This window comes from Miltoncostaea oceani, from assembly GCF_018141545.1.
Lineage (GTDB): Bacteria > Actinomycetota > Thermoleophilia > Miltoncostaeales > Miltoncostaeaceae > Miltoncostaea > Miltoncostaea oceani.
In genome coordinates, this window is record NZ_CP064356.1 from 2,465,807 (window position 1) to 2,483,299 (window position 17,493).

Below are 17,493 nucleotides of genomic sequence, written 5' to 3' on the forward strand. Positions count from 1 at the left end.
TCTCGTCGTGGGGTCGCCCGTACGGGGCGGTCACCGGCGCCCGCACGACGTGAGGATCGCCTACATCATCCACGCGCACACTCTGCCCGATCAGCTCGTACGTCTGGTGGAGGCGCTCCACTCGCCGCGGTCATCCTTCTACATCCACTTCGACCGCAAATCCCCCGACGCGCAGCACCGGCACGTGGTCAGCGGCCTCGCGCACCTGTCCGACGTGCACCACATGCCGCGCCGGCGGGTCCACTGGGGTGGCTTCGGGTCGGTCCAGGCGACGCTCACCGCGATCGACGCCGCACTCGCCGCCCGCCCCGCCGTCGATGTCGCCGTCCTGCTCAGTGGCCAGGACTACCCCATCCGTCCGACGCACGCCGTCGAGGACGCCCTCGCGCGGGTGGCGGTCCGCTGCCACCTGCAGCACACGTTGCTCCCCGACGCCTCGTTCCCGGATGAGAGCGCCCGCTACGAGCGCTGGCACTTCGCACGCCCGCGGTTCGCGTTCCCCCCACGGCGTCTGCCCCTGCCGGCACCGCGTCGGTTCCCGGCGGGCTACCGACCCCACCGCGGCTCCGCCTTCTGGGGGCTCTCCCGCGCGGGGATGGAGCTCGTCCGGAGCACCTGCCGCGACGACCCGCGTTTCGTCCGTTTCTTCCGATACGTCTTCATCCCGGACGAGATGTTCTTCCAGTCCCTGCTCATGAGCTCGCCCCTGGCGCCGACGGTCGTGGACGACGACCTGCACTTCACGGACTGGACGGCGCGCGGCTCGCACCCCGCGACGCTCGGACCGGACCACCTCGAGGCCATGGCGGCCGCCACGGCGCCCTTCGCACGCAAGTTCGACGAACGGGTCCACCCCGGCTTCCTCGATGCCGTCGACGCGCGGCTGCGCGACACCTCGACGCCCCGCGAGAGGCGCCCCGGATGATCACCGGGGCGAGCGTCGTCTATCTCTCGGCCTGCGACTGGGACGCCCCGTGGCACGGCCCCCAGGAGATCGCCGCGCGGCTCGGCGCGGTCGGCAACCGCGTCATCTACGTCGAGACGCTCGCCTGGCGCCGGCTCCGCCCCTCCGACGCCCGCCGGGCCGCCGGACGCGTCGCCCGCGGCCTCGCAGGCCGGAGACGGAGCGCACCCGCCGAGGTCGCGCCCGCCGGGGTCGAGATCGTCTCGCCTCTCCTGGTCCCCGGGGCGCGGTCGCGGCCTGCCCGAGCCCTTAACCGGACGCTGCTGGCGCGGACCCTCCGGCGCCGGATGGGGCCCGACGATCACCCCCGCCTGCTGTGGATCTACACGCCGAGCCGCGCCTCCCTCGACCTGGTGGGAGACCTCGGCGAGGACCTCGTCCTCTACCACTGCACCCAGTCCCACCCCGACCGGCCCACCGCCCCACCCGAGACGCGGGACGTGGAGCGGCGGCTGATCACGGCGGCCGACCTGGTCGTCGTGGACGGGATCGAGCTGCAGCGCGAACGTGCTCCGCTGCACCCGCACGTCCATCGCATACCGAGCGGCGTCGATCCGGAGGCGTACACCAGCGGCGTGACGCCCGCCGCGTGGACCACCGGTCTGCGCCGACCCGTCATCGGCTATCTCGGGTCGGTCGACCACCGCATCGACCCCGACCTCCTCACCGCCGTGGCGGCGGCGTTCCCGGGAGCGACGGTGGCGGTCGTCGGACCCGTCACCGACGTCGACGTCACCGCACTCCGCGCCATGCCGAACGTCGTGATCCACCCGCAGGTGCCGATCGCGGCGGTTCCCGGCGTGCTCGCGGCGTTCGACGTGGGACTGCTGCCGTACGCCGACCAGCCCATGACGCGATACACGTATCCGGCCAAGCTGCACCAGTACCTCGCGGCGGGGTTACCGATCGCGAGCGTGCCGCTTCCCGACCTGGAGGAGTTCGCGGACCTCGTCCAGACCGGGACGGGGCCGGCGGGGTTCGTCGATGGCGTGTCGCGGGCGCTCGCGGCCCCGGTCGACGCGGACGCACGGCGCGCCGTGGCGCGCGTCAACAGCTGGGCACACCGCGTCGAGGAGCTCTCGCGCGTGATCGCGGAGCGCCTCGCTGCGCGGAGCGGTCCGTGACCGGACCGCGCCTCTCGGTGGTCGTCATCTCCTGGAACGAGCGGCCCGAGCTGGAGCGCTGCCTGGACGCCCTGCAGCGGCACCCGGCGGGGGGCGGCCAGGAGGTCATCGTGGTCGACAACGGATCGACCGACGACACCCACGCGATGCTCGCGTCCCGGGCGGGAGGGGTGCGTGTGGTCGCGAACCCCGACAACCGGGGCGTCACGGTCGCACGAAACCAGGGCATGCGGCTCTGCCGCGGCCGCATCATCGCGATGCTCGACTCCGACGCCTACGTCCACCCGGGCGCCCTCGACCTGCTCTGCGACCACCTCGACGCGGACCCCGGGGTGGGTCTCGTCGGTCCCCGCCTGCTCTACGAGGACGGCACGCTCCAGGAGAGCTGCCGGCGGGTCCCCTCGCCCGTGGCGCTGCTGGCGAACCGCCTTCCCGCGTTCGGCCGGCTCCACGCGGGGTCCGCCCGCCGCCGCTACCTCATGATCGGCGAGGACCACACCCGCACGATGGACGTGGAGTACCTGCTGGGCGCCGCGATGGTCTTCCGCCGCGCCGTCGTGGAGCGGATCGGGGGCTTCGACGAGCGCTTCGGCTTCAGCACCCCCGGGGGCTACGGCTTCGACGACGCCGACTGGGCGCTGCGCGTACGTGCCGCGGGCTGGCGCGTGACCTACGTGCCCGACGCCGTGGCGACGCACGGCTACCGACGGCGGCTCGCCGGCCAACCGGTGTCACGGGCCGGACTCGCGCTCGGCCTGAGCTACCTGATGCTGCGGCTGAAGCACGTCGGCCGTGCGCGTCGAGGTCTCGGTCCCTCGTGAGTGGCGCCCGCAACCGGACTGTCGTCGTCGCGATCGCGGCCGCCGTACTCTGCGCGGCTGCCGCCGCCGCCCTGATGCTGACCGGGCGCGCCGACGACACGGAGGAGGGTGCACTGCCGCCCGCGGCCGGCGAGGTCACCCCGCTCCCGCTACGCCTCGCGTTCGACGGTGCGGGCCGTGGAGGGATCGTGGACCGTGACGGCGAGGTCACCGGCTTCACCGGGACCGGATCCGTGAAGGGGGGATCCGGCGCGACGGCGGACCGGGACGTGGCGGCGGGTGCGTTGACGATCCGGGCGCCGGAGGGATCCGCAGGCGCGGCGCGGAGGGACGGCGCGGCATGGGTCCGGTACGACGGTCGGGCACCCCACGCGGTGACGGCCACCCTCCAGGGTCCGCTGGTGTTCGATCTCGACGGTCAGTACGGCGGTGTGTTCACGACCGGGACGGACGCGGCGAGCCTGACGATCGAGGGTGCGGACCGGGAACTGCGCGCCGTCCTCACTCGCCAGACGGGGGGCGAGATCACCGAGGTGGAGTGGCCGCTCCCACCCCTGGACGGGTCGGTCACCCTGAGGATGGTGGTCGATCCGCCGCGCGGCATCGTGACCGCACACTACGGCCCCGAGGGCGGGCCGCTGACCGTGCTCGGGTCCGCCGCCCTGCTCGCACCACCAGCGGCGGGATCACGCGCGGGGGTCGTGACGGGCAGCACCGACGGCGTCCCGCCGGTGCAGGTCGCCTACACCGACTTCTCGGTCCTGCCGCTTGCCGTGTCCGCAGCGGGATGGTCGCCGCGGGCCGCGGCGCCGGTCCCGCGCTACGAGTCGCAGGGCGGCGTCGCAGGCGGGCGGCTCTTCGTCTTCGGCGGCTTCGTCGACATCAACGTGCGCGCGACGACGCGGTCCGACGTCTACGACCCGGCCGGTGACCGGTGGAGCCGGGTGGCCGACATGCCCGAGCCGATCACGCACGCCGGCGCCGCGGTCGCCGGTCGGGAGATCTGGATCGCCGGGGGCTTCGTCGGGGACAACCCGGGGCCGAGCACCGACCACGTCTGGCGTTACGACACGGAACGAGACCGCTGGTCGCCGGGACCGGACCTGCCGGCGGCGCGCGCAGGGGGTGCCCTGGTGCGGCTCGGGAATCGGCTCCACTACTTCGGCGGAACGACCCGGGAGGCCGGGCACGTGATCCACGTCGACCACGGGGACCATTGGGTGCTCGACCTCCGTCGGCCGACCCGCTGGACCCCGGCCGCCCCGATGCCGGACCCGCGCAACCACATGGCGGGCGTCGCGCTCGGCGGCCTCGCCTACGCGATCGGGGGCCAGCACGAGGCCGACGAGGTCGACGGGAACCGCACCACGGTCGTGTCATACGACCCCGCAACGGATCGCTGGACCGAACGCGCACCGCTGCCCCAGCCGATCGGGCACATATCGGCGTCGACCGTGACCGCGGATGGCCGCATACTCGTCGCAGCGGGGCTGACCCAGAAGCAGGTGGAGGTCTCATCGATCCTCGCCTACGACGCGCGCGCCGACTCCTGGGAGGCGCTCCGGCCGCTGCCCGAGGGGCTCCAGTCACCCCTCGCCGGTGTCGCCGACGGCCGGCTCCTCGTCACGGGTGGAAGCGTGGAGTTCCTCCCCGGCACAGCGACCTACACCGCCACTCTGGCCGACCTCGCGCCCGCGCCCACCCTGCGCTTCGGCCGCCGTCGCACCCTGCTGCAGGGACCGGACGTGGGCGCACGACGCCCGTGGCAGCCGACGTCCCTGGCGCGCGGCCCCGACAACCGGCTCTACGTCGCGCAGCTGGGCGGGGAGATCCACGTCCTCCGACTCCGGGGTACGGCGACGCCCGTCCTGGAGCGAACGATCACCACCATCGCCCGCCGCCCGAATCGGGACTCCGACGGGCGTCCGAGCACGACACGCGGCCGCCAGGTCACCGGCGTCGCCGTCGCGTCCGACACCGACGCCCCCGGCGGGACCGTCCTCTACGTCACGCACAGCGACCCGCGGTTCGTGGCGGACGGGAAGCCGGGACGCGTGCCCTCCGACCCGGCGTCCGGTGTCGTCACGATGCTCCGCGGTCCACGCTTCGACGCGACGGACGGTCGGGATCTGGTGCGGGGCCTTCCACGTTCGGCGGAGTTCCACAGCCCCAACGGACTGGCTCTCGGGCCGGACGGTTGGCTGTACCTGACGGTGGGCGCCAACACGAACCATGGGGCACCGTCGACGTACTTCTCCCACTACCCGGAGACCACGTTCTCGGCGGCGGTCATCCGTCTTCGTCCCGACCGCATCGCCCGGCCGATCGACGTGTCCGCCTCCTCGCGCATCCGCTGGCGGTCGCCCTGCGCCGCTGACGAGGACGTCGGCGACGGGTGCGAGGCCGGTGCGGACGTGACGACCCATCCCGCCGACGTCCCCGGCACGTTGGAGACCTTCGCGACCGGCGTCCGGAACGGCTACGACCTCGTGTGGCACAGCAACGGGCGGCTCTACGTCAACGACAACGGCGGCAACGCGTACTACGGAACCGCTCCCGGGCCCGCCGACGGTTGCCCGGACGCCACGGCTCACGATCCGGCGACGACACCGGACCGCCTGCTGCTCGTCCGCCGCGGCTCGTACCTCGGGCACCCCGACCCGGCGCGCGGCGAATGCCGGTTCGGCGCACCACCGGGCCGGGGTCCGCTCGCCCTCTACGGGATGCGGACATCGACGGACGGGATCATCGAGTACCGGGGGAACGCCTTCGGTGGGCGCCTCCGGGGCCAGTTGCTGTCGGTCAACTACGGGGAGGGTCCGAGCGTCGTCCGCGTCGCCCTCTCACCCGACGGGACACGTGCCGCCACCCCGGCGCCGCTCGCCCGCGGCCTCTCCGATCCGGTGGATCTCGTCGAGGGCCCCGGGGGTCGCCTGATCGTCGCCGAGCACGGACGGGGTGGGCGGGTCAGCGTCCTGTCACCCGTGCCCTGAGGGGCCACCGGCCGAACGCGACGCCGCCAGAGCCCTCACCGCGACGGCCTCCATCGCGGTGACCGACCGATCCCAGTCGAGCGTCCGCACCGCGCGACCGCCCGACGCCGCGAGGACCCTGCGGCGGGGGGGATCCTCCACCAACGTGACGAGGCCGTCCTCCATCGCGGCGCGGTCACCGACCGGGACGAGCAGGCTGTTGGACGGGTCCGCGTACTCGACGACGCCCTCGTTCGCCGCCGCGACGACGGCGCAGCCGCATGCCATGGCCTCCGCGGGGGGCAGTGCCCACCCCTCCAGGTGGCTCGTGTGGAGGAACACCGCGAAGCTGTTGTAGAGATCCCGGATCCGGTCCTGGGACGGGTCCTCCTCGTAGGAGATCCACGAGGGCAGATCCCGCCGGCGCCGGCGCTGACCGAACGCGGTGACGCGCAGGCGGGGGACCCTGCGGCGGACCGCCCGGAGCACCGCCAGGGCGTCGTCGCGCCCACGGATGGGCTCGTCGCGATCGATGAAGCCGACGTGCGCGTCGTCACGCGCGTCGATCGGGACCACGGTGCGGAAGTGGTCGAGGTCCATCCCGTTGGGGATGCGGGTGATCCGGTCGCCGACCCCGAGGCCCTCCCCCACGCGCTGCAGCCAGCGCGAGATCACGATCTTCTCGAGTGGCAGGCGCCAGGTCGCCTCGACCTCCGCGGCCGGACCGTCCCAGATCTCGTGGCTCTGGATGAGATAGAGCCCCGCGCGTCCGGGACCGGACGCGCGCGCGACCCACGGGGCCGTCCACCATGCCGTGGCCACGAGCACATCCGCGCCGCCGAGGGCGGCGGGCGCGAGGCCATCCGAGACGCGCACGGCGACGGCGGGGTCGAACGCGAACCAGCTCCACGGGTCCGGCCGCCTGGCGCGTCGCAGCGGGGCGGCCAGACCGACGGCCCTGGCCCGCAGCGAGCGCGGACGCAGCGGGCGTCTCGGGTGGACGACCTCCACCCCATACCCACGCCGGCTCAACCGGTTCGCGTACTCGTACGCCACGCGGAACCCGCCGATGGGCGCCTCGGGCACGCACGGGAGGACGAACGCGATGCGCGGCGGCCGGCCGTCGGCGGGTGGGGGATCGACTGTCACGGATGTCGCTTTCGCGCTGCGGCGGGCGGGTCCGGAGGCTATCCGCCCGATGCCTGCGGCGGCACCGGTCCACCGTCGGGCTCCCCACCCCCCGATCGACCGGCGCGGCCACACGCGGCGGTGGACTACCCTCGCCCGAGATGAGGACGGCGGACCAGCCACAGGGAACCCTGATCGCCCCCCGCGCCGGGTGGGCGCCCCTCGACCTCGCCGAGCTCTGGTCGTACCGGGAGCTCCTGTTCTTCCTGGCCTGGCGCGACGTCAAGGTGCGGTACAAGCAGACCGTCCTCGGCGCAGCGTGGGCGGTGATCCAGCCGGCCTTGACGATGGTCGTCTTCAGCATCTTCTTCGGCGGGCTCGCCGACGTCCCGTCGGACGGCGCGCCCTACCCGGTCTTCGCCTTCGCGGCCCTCGTACCGTGGACGTTCTTCGCCAACGGCCTGACCCAGGCGGCGAACAGCGTCGTCGCCGAGGAGGGGATGATCGACAAGGTCTACTTCCCGCGGGTCACCGTTCCCCTGGCCGCCGTGCTGGCCACCCTCGTCGACCTCGCGATCGCGATGGTCGTCTTGGTCGCGGTGATGCTCGCGTACGGCATCGTGCCCGGGTGGCAGGTCGTGACGCTTCCCGCGTTCGTCCTGCTCGCCGCGATGGCGGCGCTCGGCGCGGGACTCTGGCTGGCGGCGCTCAACGTGCAATACCGCGATGTCCGCTACACGCTGACCTTCCTGGTGCAGCTCTGGCTCTTCGCGAGCCCGGTCGCGTACCCGACGAGTCTCGTCCCCTCGCCCTGGGACGTCGTCTACGGACTGAACCCGATGGTGGGCGTCATCGACGGGTTCCGGTGGGCCCTCCTCGGCACCACTCCGGCGCCAGGGACGATGGTCGCCCTGTCGATCGTCGTCACCACCTCCGCCCTTATCGGCGGGCTCTTCTACTTCCGTCGCATGGAACGCACCTTCGCCGATGTCATCTGAACCGCTCGCCCTGCGGGTCGACGGCATCGGCAAGCGCTACCGGCTCGGTGAGGCCAACGGCTACCGCACGCTCCGAGAGGGCATCGCGTCGCTCGGGCGACGCCGGCGACACGTCGCGAGGGAGTCGAGCGCCGAGATGTGGGCGTTGCGCGACGTGACGTTCGATGTCCGGTCGGGCGAGGTGGTCGGAGTGATCGGTCGCAACGGCGCCGGCAAGAGCACGCTCCTCAAGGTCCTCTCGCGGATCACCGAGCCCACCGAGGGCGAGGCGCGGGTCACCGGCCGCGTCGGGGCCCTGCTCGAGGTGGGCACCGGCTTCCACCCGGAACTGACGGGGCGCGAGAACATCCTGCTGAACGGTGCGATCCTCGGCATGCGCCGCGCCGACATCCGGCGCAACCTCGACGCGATCGTCGCCTTCGCCGAGATCGAGAGGTTCCTCGACACACCCGTCAAGCGCTACTCGACGGGCATGCAGATGCGCCTCGCCTTCGCGGTGGCGGCCCACCTGGAGCCCGAGATCCTCGTCATCGACGAGGTCCTCGCCGTCGGCGACGCGGAGTTCCAGCGCAAGTGCCTCGGCCGTATGGGCAACGTGGCACGCGAAGGTCGGACGGTGCTCTTCGTGAGCCACAACATGGCGGCCGTCGAGAGCCTCTGCGACCGGGTCCTCTGGTTGGAGGGCGGCCGCGTCGTCGCCGACGGTCCCGCCGGCGACGTGGTGTCGCGCTACCTCCAGGCGTCGTTCTCGCCCGACAACGATCGGTCGTGGACCGACCCGGCGGATGCACCGGGGGACGAGCACGTCCGGGTACGCCGCGCACGCGTGCGTCCCGTCGGCGGCAGCGCCGACGATCCGATCGACGTCGGCACCCCGTTCGACATCGAGATCGAGTACTGGAACCTCATCGCCGGGGCGCGGATCGACCTCAGCCTGCACGTCTACAACGAGCAGGGGGTGCTCGTCTTCAACGCCGCGCCCCTCGACTCCACGCCCGGACGGGGCCTGCCGCGACCCGCCGGCCTCTACCGCGAGGTCTGCTCGGTCCCGGCGCGTCTGATGAACGACGGGGTCCACACCGTGGAGATGCTCGTGGTGCGGAACGACACCGAAGTCGTCTTCGGCTTGTCCGAACTGGTCACCTTCAACATCCGTGACGACCTCGAGGGGAGGGGTTCCTGGTACGGCGGGTGGGCCGGAGCGGTCCGACCGCGCCTCGACTGGAGCTCCGACCTCGTGCAGGAGGGTCCACCCTCGGGGCGGGTCGCCACGTGAGCGGGCCGCGCGGCTACGCCCACCCCGACTACGCACGCACCCTCGGTCACCTCGGGCAGGCGCGCTGGTTGCGGGCAAGCGGCGCATCGGTCGTCGTCAGGCCGATCCCGGGGACGACCCGGCGGGACGCGGTCGGCCCCTATCCGTTGCTCGCCTGCCACGATTGGGATCGACTCGGGGACGACCTTGACGAGCTCCGGACGGAGGCGGTGTCCGTGACGGCGGTCCCCGACCCGCTCGGCGACCACGATCCAGGCCTCCTGCAGCGGGCGTTCCCGGACCTCGTGCGCCCCTACAAGACCCACTGGGTCGTCGACCTCGCGTCCTCCTGGTCCGCCGGTTTGTCGCGCCACCACCGACGACGCCTGCGCCTGGCCCGGGACGCGGTGACCGTCGAGGTCCTCGACACGCCCCGACGGGCCGGCGCGGAGTGGGCGGAGATGTACACCCACCTGGTCGTGCGCAGTTCCCTCACCGGTGTCCATGCGTTCCCGCCGGACGCCTTGGTCCGCCAGCTCGAGATCCCCGGCGCCACCGTGCTCCGGGCCGTCCGCGGAGGACGGACACACGCCATGGCCGTCTGGTACTCCGACGGATCGGGGGTCCACTACCACCTCGGCGCGAGCGACCCGACGGGGTACGAGCTCGGCGCCTCCTACGCCCTCATGTACGGTGCCCTCGACCACTTCGCGCAGACGGGCGCCGACGTCGCCCTCCTCGGAGGCGGATCCGACCCCGAGGATCCCGACGGGGACGGGTTGGCGCGGTTCAAGCGCGGCTGGGCGACCGATCAGGTGCAGGCGTGGCTGTGCGGAAGGATCCTCGACCGGGGCGCCTACCGCTCGCTGACGCCGGGGGGTGACCGGGGGGAGTGGTTCCCCGCCTACCGCTCCGGACCGCCCCGGACGCGACGCGTCGTCCGCGACGCCGCGGCCCCGCCCCCGGCGACCCTCCCCGGGGTCCTGGGTGGGCGACCGGCGTTCGACGAGCCGCTCCACGTTGGGCGCCCGAACATCGGCGACCGGTCCCGTGTCATGGAGAGGATCGAGGGCATGCTCGACCGCCGATGGCTGAGCAACGACGGACCGCTGGTGCAGGAGTTCGAGGAACGCGTCGCGGAGGTCGTCGGTGTGGCCCATTGCGTCGCGACGAGCAGCGGCACCACCGGCCTCGACATCCTCGCCCGGGCGTGCGGTATGTCCGGCGAGGTCATCGTGCCGGCCTTCACGTTTGTCGCGACCGCGCACGCACTCGCGTGGCAGGGACTCACCCCCGTGTTCTGCGACATCGGTCGCGAGACCCACCTCATCGACCCGGCGCGGGTGGAGGAGTTGATCACGGACCGGACGACCGGGATCGTCGGTGTCCACCTCTGGGGCCGGGGGTGCGACGCCGCCGCCCTGGACGGCCTCGCGCAGCGGCACGGGCTGTCCCTGATCTTCGATGCCGCGCACGCCTTCGGATGCACGCTCGGGGGCCGACCGATCGGGCGCTTCGGGAGAGCGGAGGTGTTCAGCTTCCACGCGACGAAGTTCGTCAACGCCTTCGAGGGCGGGGCGATCGTCACGTCCGATGCCGCACTCGCCGACCGGTGCAGGAGTCTGCGCAACTTCGGTTTCGTGGACTTCGACCTCGTTGAGGGCCCCGGCACGAACGCGAAGATGCCGGAGGCGAGCGCGGCGATGGGCCTCACATCGCTGGAGTCACGTGACGACTTCGCGCGGGCGAACGCCGAGAACGAAGCGGCCTATGCCGAGGGACTCGCCGGCCTACCCGGGATCCGCCTGACCCGACACCCCCCGGGGGAGACGGGCAACCACCAGTACGTCGTGCTCGAGGTCGGTCCGGAGGCGGGACTCTCCCGCGACCAGCTCACCGAGGCCCTCTGGGCGGACAACATCCGCGCCCGGCGGTACTTCCATCCCGGCTGCCACCGTTCCGAACCGTACCGCGAATCCTTCGCCCGCGGGGGCCGTGCACTCCCGGTCACCGACGAGGTGAGCGGGAGGGTGCTGTGCCTTCCGACCGGCACCGCGGTCAGCCCGCGCGACGTCACGCGGGTCTGTCGGGTCGTCGGCGCCATCCTGGAGGAGGGCCCCCGGGTCGCGGCGCACCTCCGGCGGGCCTCCGGCCGGGCGACGGATGCCGCCTGAGGCGGACCGGCGCGGGGCGCGCCCGCGGGTGAGCGTCCTCCTGACGACCTACCAGCACGAGCGCTTCATCGCCGACGCCCTCGAGGGCGTCGTGGCGCAACGGCTCGACGGACCGTGGGAGGTCATCGTCGGCGACGACGCCTCGACCGACCGCAACCGCGAGATCATCCGCGACTACGCACGGCGGTACCCCGATCTCATCCACACCCACTTCCCCGAGCGCAACCTCGGTCACGGTGGCCGCCCGATCTTCGCCCAGATGGTCGAACGCGCCCGGGGGGACCACCTCGCCGTGCTCGACGGCGACGACTACTGGACCGACCCCCGCAAGCTGGCGCGCCAGTCCGCCTACCTCGACGCGCACCCCGGCTGCGCGATGTGCTTCCACGACGTCGTGATCCACTGGGAGGACGGGTCCGCGCCCGACAGCCGCAGCACCCGGCGGTGGGAGCCGCGACGGTTCGGCCTGCGCCACCTGCTGGGCTCGGTCAACATCGCGGCCTGCAGCCCGATGTTCCGCCGGACGGCGCTGGCGCCCCTGCCCGAGTGGTACCGCGACGTCATCTGGGGCGACTGGCAGCTCTACGTCCTCGCCGCCCAGCACGGTTGGATCGGCTACCTCCCCGACGCGATGGCCGTGTACCGCGTCAACGACGGAGGCGTCACATGGGCGGATGACGGCTCGGTCGTGGAGCGTGCCCGGCGTGTGGTGCGGTTCCACGGGGAGCTCGCAGGCCGCTTCGACGCCCGCCTCGACCGCGTGTTCGCCCGCTCCCGGTCGAAGGCCCTGTTCGAACTCGCGGCCGCGCAGGCCGCCGCCGGCGACGACGGCGGGGCGAGGGACAGCCTCGCCCGCAGCCTCCGCGCGTACGGCCCACGCCTCCGTCCACGCGACGCGCGCAGGCTTCTGCTGCGCCGGTCGATCGGGCGGGGGCCGCACCGTTGAGGCTCAGCGTCCTCCTGACGACCTACCAGCACGAGCGCTTCATCGCCGACGCCCTCGAGGGCGTCGTGGCGCAACGGCTCGACGGACCGTGGGAGGTCATCGTCGGCGACGACGCCTCGACCGATCGCAACCGCGAGATCATCCGCGACTACGCACGGCGGTACCCCGATCTCATCCACACCCACTTCCCCGAGCGCAACCTCGGTCACGGTGGCCGCCCGATCTTCGCCCAGATGGTCGAACGCGCCCGGGGGGACCACCTCGCCGTGCTCGACGGCGACGACTACTGGACCGACCCCCGCAAGCTGGCGCGCCAGTCCGCCTACCTCGACGCGCACCCCGGCTGCGCGATGTGCTTCCACGACGTCGTGATCCACTGGGAGGACGGGTCCGCGCCCGACAGCCGCGTCACCGGACGCCGGACACGTCGGCGCTCGGAGATGCGACACGTCCTGGGATCGACGAGCATCGGCGCGTGCAGCCCGCTGTTCCGCCGGACGGCGCTGGCGCCCCTGCCCGAGTGGTACCGCGACGTCATCTGGGGCGACTGGCAGCTCTACGTCCTCGCCGCCCAGCACGGTTGGATCGGCTACCTCCCCGACGCGATGGCCGTGTACCGGATCCACGAGGGCAGCACCACATGGGGCTCGTGGACCACGGCCCTGGAGCGGGCCGAGCAGATCGCCCGATTCCACCGGGAGCTCACGGGCCGCCTCGACACCCGGTTCGACGCGGCCTTGGCGCGCGCCCGGGCGAAGGCGCTGTTCCTGCTGGCCCGGGAGCACGCGGCCGTCGGCGACCGCGGCGCGGCGCGGCGGGCGCTCGCTCAGAGCCTCCGCTCACGGGGACTGCGACCCCGCCCGCAGGACGCGCGGCGTCTCGCTCTCCGGCTCAGGCTCCGGGACGCCCCGGAGCGATCAGCGACGGGTCAGGGGTAGACGTAGGTCGTGTACTCGTAAAGGCCGTAATCGCTCCTCATCACGAACGACCGGCCGAAACGCGCGATGAGGAAATCCGCGAGGCGGTCGTGCGGGACGTGGAAGAGATCGTCCCGCTCCCAGTCGACGTGCGACGACATGACGTTGAAGGCGAAGCCGACCCGCGCGAGTGACGCGAGCACGACCAGCATGGCGGTGAAGTACTCCCACATGTCCTCGAACGGGATGTCCATCTTCATGGTGAACACGCCGTTGGCGACCACGTAGTCGTGACGTGGCGGCAGCACCTCACCCGACAGGACGTCTGCAGCGTAGACGCTGACGTCAGGGTGTTTTTCCGCCATCAACCGCCGGAAGGCCGGGGACAGGTCGTGCCCCGCATAGGCGATGTCGGTCCGTCCCGCCGCGAGCAGGTGGTCGTACAGGTGGCCGGCACCGCAGCCGAAGTCGAGGAGCGTCACGGGGCGTGCTCCTCCCGCTCGGATCACGTCCAGCATGACCTCGTAGCGCCTGGATGCGTCGCCGGCGTGCGGCCAGCCCACCCCCAGGTGGCTGTCACCGTGCCGAGCGAGGTAATCCTCGCAGGCCCGCACGATCCTCGACTGCGCCCCGGTCACCCCGGCCGCCCCGGCCGCCCCCCGTTAGGCTGCTGCATCCCCGCAGCATCGCAGGTGCCGATCCACCCCGGTGCGTCACGTCACCCGGGGCGTGCGCTTGACGCGGCGATACACCGCCTCGGCACGCTGCGCCGCGATCTCCCAGCTCGACTCCTCCGTGACCCAGCGCCGCCCGGCGCACGCGTGAGCGGCGGCCCGCTCGGGATCGGTCAGGAGGGTGATGAGGGCGCCCGCGAAGGCCGCGGCGTCGCCGGGTGGGACGGCGATGCCCACGCCGGAGGCGTCGATCGTCGCGCCGATGTCGCCGACCCGCGTCCCGACCACCGGTCGACCGAGCGCGAGCGCCAGGAACACGACCCCGCTCTGGTAGCCCTCCCGGTACGGCAGGGCCACCACGCTCGCCCGGGCGAAGACCGCGCGGGTGTCCTCGACCGAGACGTAGCCGGACACCGCTCGCACGGCGTCGCCGAATTGGCGACACCGTTCGGCGACCCATTCCTCCGTGATCTCGCGTGTCGCGACGCCCGCGAGTTCCAGTCGCGCATCAGGCACCTGCACCCGCACCCGCGCGAAGGCGTCCAACAGGACGTCGATCCCCTTGTAGCCGGCCCAGCTCCCGTAGAAGAGGATCGTGGGCGGTCCGTTCGCGGGCGGCAGCGGCCCCCCGAAGATCCTCTCGTCACCGTGCGGCACCACCGCCACCTCGGCGGGCGTCCGCCAGGTCGCGGCGAAGCGACGTCGCGAGTCGTCGCCGTGGACCAGCACCGCATCCATGCGCCGGTACGCGCGGCCGAGCAGGACCCGTAGGAGCGGTCCGCACCGCAACTGCGACCGGCTGCCGGGGCGGCGATCGAACGGCACGACGTTGTGGCACATGTCGACGACGGCCGTCCCACCGCTGCTTGCGGCGACCCATGTCGCTCCGAGACCGTCCACGAGAGTGCGCAGATCACCGAGCTGGACGATGTCGGGGTCGTGACGGCGGACGTGCCGGGCGACGTGGAGCCACGCTCGGACGAGGATCAGTCCGCGCCCGGCTCGCTGCAGGGGCGTGAGCCACCCGTGCAGCAGGCGTGCCCCGGGGTCGAAAGCCGGCAGCACCGTGGTCAGGCGGGCTCTCGTCAGCCTGCCGGTCAGCTCGGTCGCGCGGGACGTGAGCACCTCCACGTCGTGCCCCCTCGCGGCGAGGGCATCGGCCATCTGGCCCGCATGTTGGGGAAGGGCCCCGCGCGGCTGGAACTCCACGATGGTGACCGTCAGGGCACGCGGCGTGCTCACCCGGACCGCCGCGGGAGGCCGTCGTAGACCGCGAGGTACGCGGCGACCATCGCCGCGTCCGACCTGCCGGCGACCGCAGCGCTCGCACGCTCACCGAGCAGGCTCGCGAGTGCGCCGTCCTCGAGGATCCTCCGCATGGCACGCGCCATCCCCTCGGCGTCGTCGGAGGGCACGAGGAGGCCCGTCACCCCGTCGTCGACGAGGTCCGGGATCCCCGTCACGTCCGTCGCGACGACCGGACGACCGGCCGCCATCGCCTCGAGGACGACGAGGGGCAGCCCCTCCCATCTCGACGGCACGACGACCACATCGGCGGCACCGAGGATCTCCCGGGCGTCGTCCCTCGCGCCCGCGAGGCGTACACGTTCCGCCACGCCGCACCGTGCCGCGCATGCCTCGATGGACACCCTCGAGGGACCCTCCCCGACGATGAGGAGTGCGGCGTCCGGCACCCCACGCAACGCCTCGACCGCGAGCTCGAGGTTCTTCTGGGGCACGAGGCGCCCGACGGCGACGACGATCCGACGGTCGGCGGGGAGCCCGAACCGCCGCGCCAGCACCCCGCGATCCATCGGCGCGGGGGCGGGCCCCACCGCGTTCTCGATGACCGCGTGCGGGTGGAGCCCGACGGACCCGAGGCGCCGCCCCACGCCGGCGCCACATGCGACGACCGGCAGACCCGCGAACCTGAGGGCACGCGCCGTCGCGGGGTAGTCCCCGTCCGGCACCCCCTGGACGCCGGCGACCGCCGCCACCCGCCGTCCCCTCAGGGTCGGGAGCGCGACGGCCACCGCCATGCCAGGATTCTGCGCGTGGACGACATCCGGACGCCACCGCCGCACCGCCATCCCGACCGCCCACGCGGCGGCGGGGAGTCTCCGGAGCCGGCGATCGATCATCGGCAGGTCGAAGACGGGACACCGGAGCGTCGCCGAGAGGGGGCCGGGATGGGCGGCGAACGCGACGTCGTGACCCCGCGCCCCGGCGCCGGACGCGAGGGTCACGAGCACGCGCTCGGCTCCACCGCGGGCCATCTCCTGGACGACGAACAGGATGCGCAGGGCGGGGTGCTCCGGGGACGGGTGGTCACTCCGATGGGCGAGGCTAGCAGCGGCGCGCCCCGGGCCCCCGAGAGGGCCCGGGGCGGATGACCGCCCCCCCGGGTCGGAGGATCCGCGTCGTCATGGTCGAGCATCCGGGGGACGGTGGCGTCCCCCGGCACGTCGCGGACCTCGCGGCCGCGCTCGATCCCGGGGAGTTCGAGGTCGTCGTCGCCTGCCCGCCGCAGTCCTCCGCCTGGCGTGAGCTCCAGGCGCGCCCCGACATCTCCCTCGTCGCCATGCCGGGGGACCGCGACCCGGCGGTCGCCCACCCCCGCACACTCTCGCGCCTGCGGCAGCTCATCGCGTCGGCCGACGTCGTCCACGCCCACTCGACGATCGCCGGCTCCCTCGTCCGCGGTCTCGCCCGCATCCAGGGGCGGACCGACCGTTGCGTCTTCACCCCGCACGCGTGGTCGTTCTGGAGCGGCGGCCGCGCGCGGGCACGGATCTTCCAGGTCGCCGAGCGTCGGTGCGCTCCCTGGACCGGCGCGATCATCGCCGTCTCGGACGCCGAGATGCGCGCCGGTCTGGACGCCGGCATCGGACACGTCGGCAGCTACCACGTCGTCCCGAACGGCATCGACCTCGACCGGTTTGCCGCGCCGTGGGCGGGGGAGGACGGCCCCGTCGTCCACATTGGGCGCCTCGCACGGCAGAAACGCCCGGATCTCCTCATCGAGGCGTTCCGCAGACTTCATCCGGCCGAGCCGGGATGCCGGCTCGTGCTGGCCGGGGAGGGCCCCCTCCGTGGGAGCATCGAGACCACGATCCGCGACGCGGGACTCGGGACCGCCATCTCCGTCCTCGGCGAGCGCGACGACGTCCCCGCGATCCTCGCCGGCGCACGCTGCCTCGTCCTGGCGAGTGACTACGAGGGCTGCCCCATCTCCGCGATCGAGGGTCTCGCCGCCGGCACGCCGGTGGTCGCGACCGCCGTCGGGGGCACCCCGGAGGTCGTCACCGACGGCGTCACGGGACTCCTGGTGCCCCCGCGGGATCCCGACGCCCTCGCGGCGGCCATCGGCGCACTGTGGCGCGACCCGGTCCTCGGAAGGTCGCTCGGCGGGGCGGGCCGCGAGCACGCGCGCGAGCGGTTCTCCCGTGACCGCATGGCGCAGGGCACGATGCAGGTGTATCGGGGCATCGTCCGCTCCGCGACGCCGCGCTGAGACCGC

General features: G+C 73.1%; 14 protein-coding genes. 10 read left to right on the plus strand and 4 right to left on the minus strand.

Annotated features, from left to right (window positions below; translation table 11 throughout):
- Positions 1 to 49 precede the first annotated feature (49 nt).
- From IU369_RS12600 to IU369_RS12615, 4 genes are read left to right on the plus strand one after another with little or no spacing between them, the layout of a single operon-like run.
- The gene (locus tag IU369_RS12600; protein ID WP_217921332.1) at positions 50 to 925 is read left to right on the plus strand and encodes a beta-1,6-N-acetylglucosaminyltransferase; all 876 of its coding nucleotides are present in this window, start codon (positions 50 to 52) and stop codon (positions 923 to 925) included.
- On the plus strand, positions 922 to 2,088 hold the full coding sequence (locus IU369_RS12605; protein ID WP_217921333.1) for a glycosyltransferase family protein: 1,167 nt from the start codon (positions 922 to 924) through the stop codon (positions 2,086 to 2,088). The genes IU369_RS12600 and IU369_RS12605 overlap by 4 nt, the downstream gene beginning before the upstream one ends.
- Positions 2,085 to 2,909 carry a glycosyltransferase family 2 protein gene (locus IU369_RS12610; RefSeq protein ID WP_217921334.1) on the plus strand — a complete coding sequence of 275 codons (825 nt, stop codon included), beginning with the start codon at positions 2,085 to 2,087 and terminating at the stop codon, positions 2,907 to 2,909. Before IU369_RS12605 ends, IU369_RS12610 begins: the two co-directional genes overlap by 4 nt.
- Positions 2,906 to 5,902 carry a tRNA wybutosine-synthesizing protein 4 beta-propeller domain-containing protein gene (locus tag IU369_RS12615; RefSeq protein ID WP_217921335.1) on the plus strand — a complete coding sequence of 999 codons (2,997 nt, stop codon included), beginning with the start codon at positions 2,906 to 2,908 and terminating at the stop codon, positions 5,900 to 5,902. The genes IU369_RS12610 and IU369_RS12615 overlap by 4 nt, the downstream gene beginning before the upstream one ends.
- Here IU369_RS12615 and IU369_RS12620 read toward each other — a convergent pair.
- Entirely contained in the window at positions 5,888 to 7,030 is a 1,143-nt protein-coding gene (locus IU369_RS12620) for a glycosyltransferase family 4 protein (protein WP_217921336.1), read from the minus strand. The genes IU369_RS12615 and IU369_RS12620 overlap by 15 nt on opposite strands.
- A gap of 140 nt (positions 7,031 to 7,170) precedes the next feature.
- Here IU369_RS12620 and IU369_RS12625 point away from each other — a divergent pair, with 140 nt between their 5' ends.
- From IU369_RS12625 to IU369_RS12645, 5 genes are read left to right on the plus strand one after another with little or no spacing between them, the layout of a single operon-like run.
- On the plus strand, positions 7,171 to 8,007 hold the full coding sequence (locus IU369_RS12625) for an ABC transporter permease (protein ID WP_217921337.1): 837 nt from the start codon (positions 7,171 to 7,173) through the stop codon (positions 8,005 to 8,007).
- Complete coding sequence (locus tag IU369_RS12630; RefSeq protein ID WP_217921338.1) at positions 7,997 to 9,283, plus strand: ABC transporter ATP-binding protein; 1,287 nt, start codon at positions 7,997 to 7,999, stop codon at positions 9,281 to 9,283. The genes IU369_RS12625 and IU369_RS12630 overlap by 11 nt, the downstream gene beginning before the upstream one ends.
- On the plus strand, positions 9,280 to 11,436 hold the full coding sequence (locus tag IU369_RS12635; protein WP_217921339.1) for a GNAT family N-acetyltransferase: 2,157 nt from the start codon (positions 9,280 to 9,282) through the stop codon (positions 11,434 to 11,436). Before IU369_RS12630 ends, IU369_RS12635 begins: the two co-directional genes overlap by 4 nt.
- A 28-nt stretch (positions 11,437 to 11,464) precedes the next feature.
- Positions 11,465 to 12,382 (plus strand): glycosyltransferase, encoded by a 918-nt coding sequence (locus IU369_RS12640; RefSeq protein WP_217921340.1) that lies wholly within the window; start codon positions 11,465 to 11,467, stop codon positions 12,380 to 12,382.
- Entirely contained in the window at positions 12,379 to 13,320 is a 942-nt protein-coding gene (locus IU369_RS12645; protein ID WP_217921341.1) for a glycosyltransferase, read from the plus strand. The genes IU369_RS12640 and IU369_RS12645 overlap by 4 nt, the downstream gene beginning before the upstream one ends.
- Here IU369_RS12645 and IU369_RS12650 read toward each other — a convergent pair.
- The 3 genes from IU369_RS12650 to IU369_RS12660 all read right to left on the minus strand — a co-directional run bounded on the left by IU369_RS12650 (position 13,311) and on the right by IU369_RS12660 (position 16,249).
- On the minus strand, positions 13,311 to 13,781 hold the full coding sequence (locus IU369_RS12650; RefSeq protein ID WP_217921342.1) for a methyltransferase: 471 nt from the start codon (positions 13,779 to 13,781) through the stop codon (positions 13,311 to 13,313). The genes IU369_RS12645 and IU369_RS12650 overlap by 10 nt on opposite strands.
- A 231-nt stretch (positions 13,782 to 14,012) precedes the next feature.
- Complete coding sequence (locus IU369_RS12655; protein ID WP_217921343.1) at positions 14,013 to 15,215, minus strand: glycosyltransferase family 4 protein; 1,203 nt, start codon at positions 15,213 to 15,215, stop codon at positions 14,013 to 14,015.
- Entirely contained in the window at positions 15,212 to 16,249 is a 1,038-nt protein-coding gene (locus IU369_RS12660) for a glycosyltransferase (RefSeq protein ID WP_217921344.1), read from the minus strand. The genes IU369_RS12655 and IU369_RS12660 overlap by 4 nt, the downstream gene beginning before the upstream one ends.
- Before the next feature lie 149 nt (positions 16,250 to 16,398).
- Between IU369_RS12660 and IU369_RS12665 the strand changes: the two genes are divergently transcribed.
- The gene (locus IU369_RS12665; protein ID WP_217921345.1) at positions 16,399 to 17,487 is read left to right on the plus strand and encodes a glycosyltransferase; all 1,089 of its coding nucleotides are present in this window, start codon (positions 16,399 to 16,401) and stop codon (positions 17,485 to 17,487) included.
- Positions 17,488 to 17,493 lie beyond the last annotated feature (6 nt).

Excerpts from the sequence above, each read along its gene's own strand:
- IU369_RS12605 (WP_217921333.1), top strand. The coding sequence starts at position 922 with ATGATCACCGGGGCGAGCGTCGTCTATCTCTCGGCCTGCGACTGGGAC.
- IU369_RS12625 (WP_217921337.1), top strand. The coding sequence starts at position 7,171 with ATGAGGACGGCGGACCAGCCACAGGGAACCCTGATCGCCCCCCGCGCC.
- IU369_RS12630 (WP_217921338.1), top strand. The coding sequence starts at position 7,997 with ATGTCATCTGAACCGCTCGCCCTGCGGGTCGACGGCATCGGCAAGCGC.
- IU369_RS12660 (WP_217921344.1), bottom strand. The coding sequence starts at position 16,249 with ATGGCCCGCGGTGGAGCCGAGCGCGTGCTCGTGACCCTCGCGTCCGGC.
- IU369_RS12665 (WP_217921345.1), top strand. The coding sequence starts at position 16,399 with ATGGTCGAGCATCCGGGGGACGGTGGCGTCCCCCGGCACGTCGCGGAC.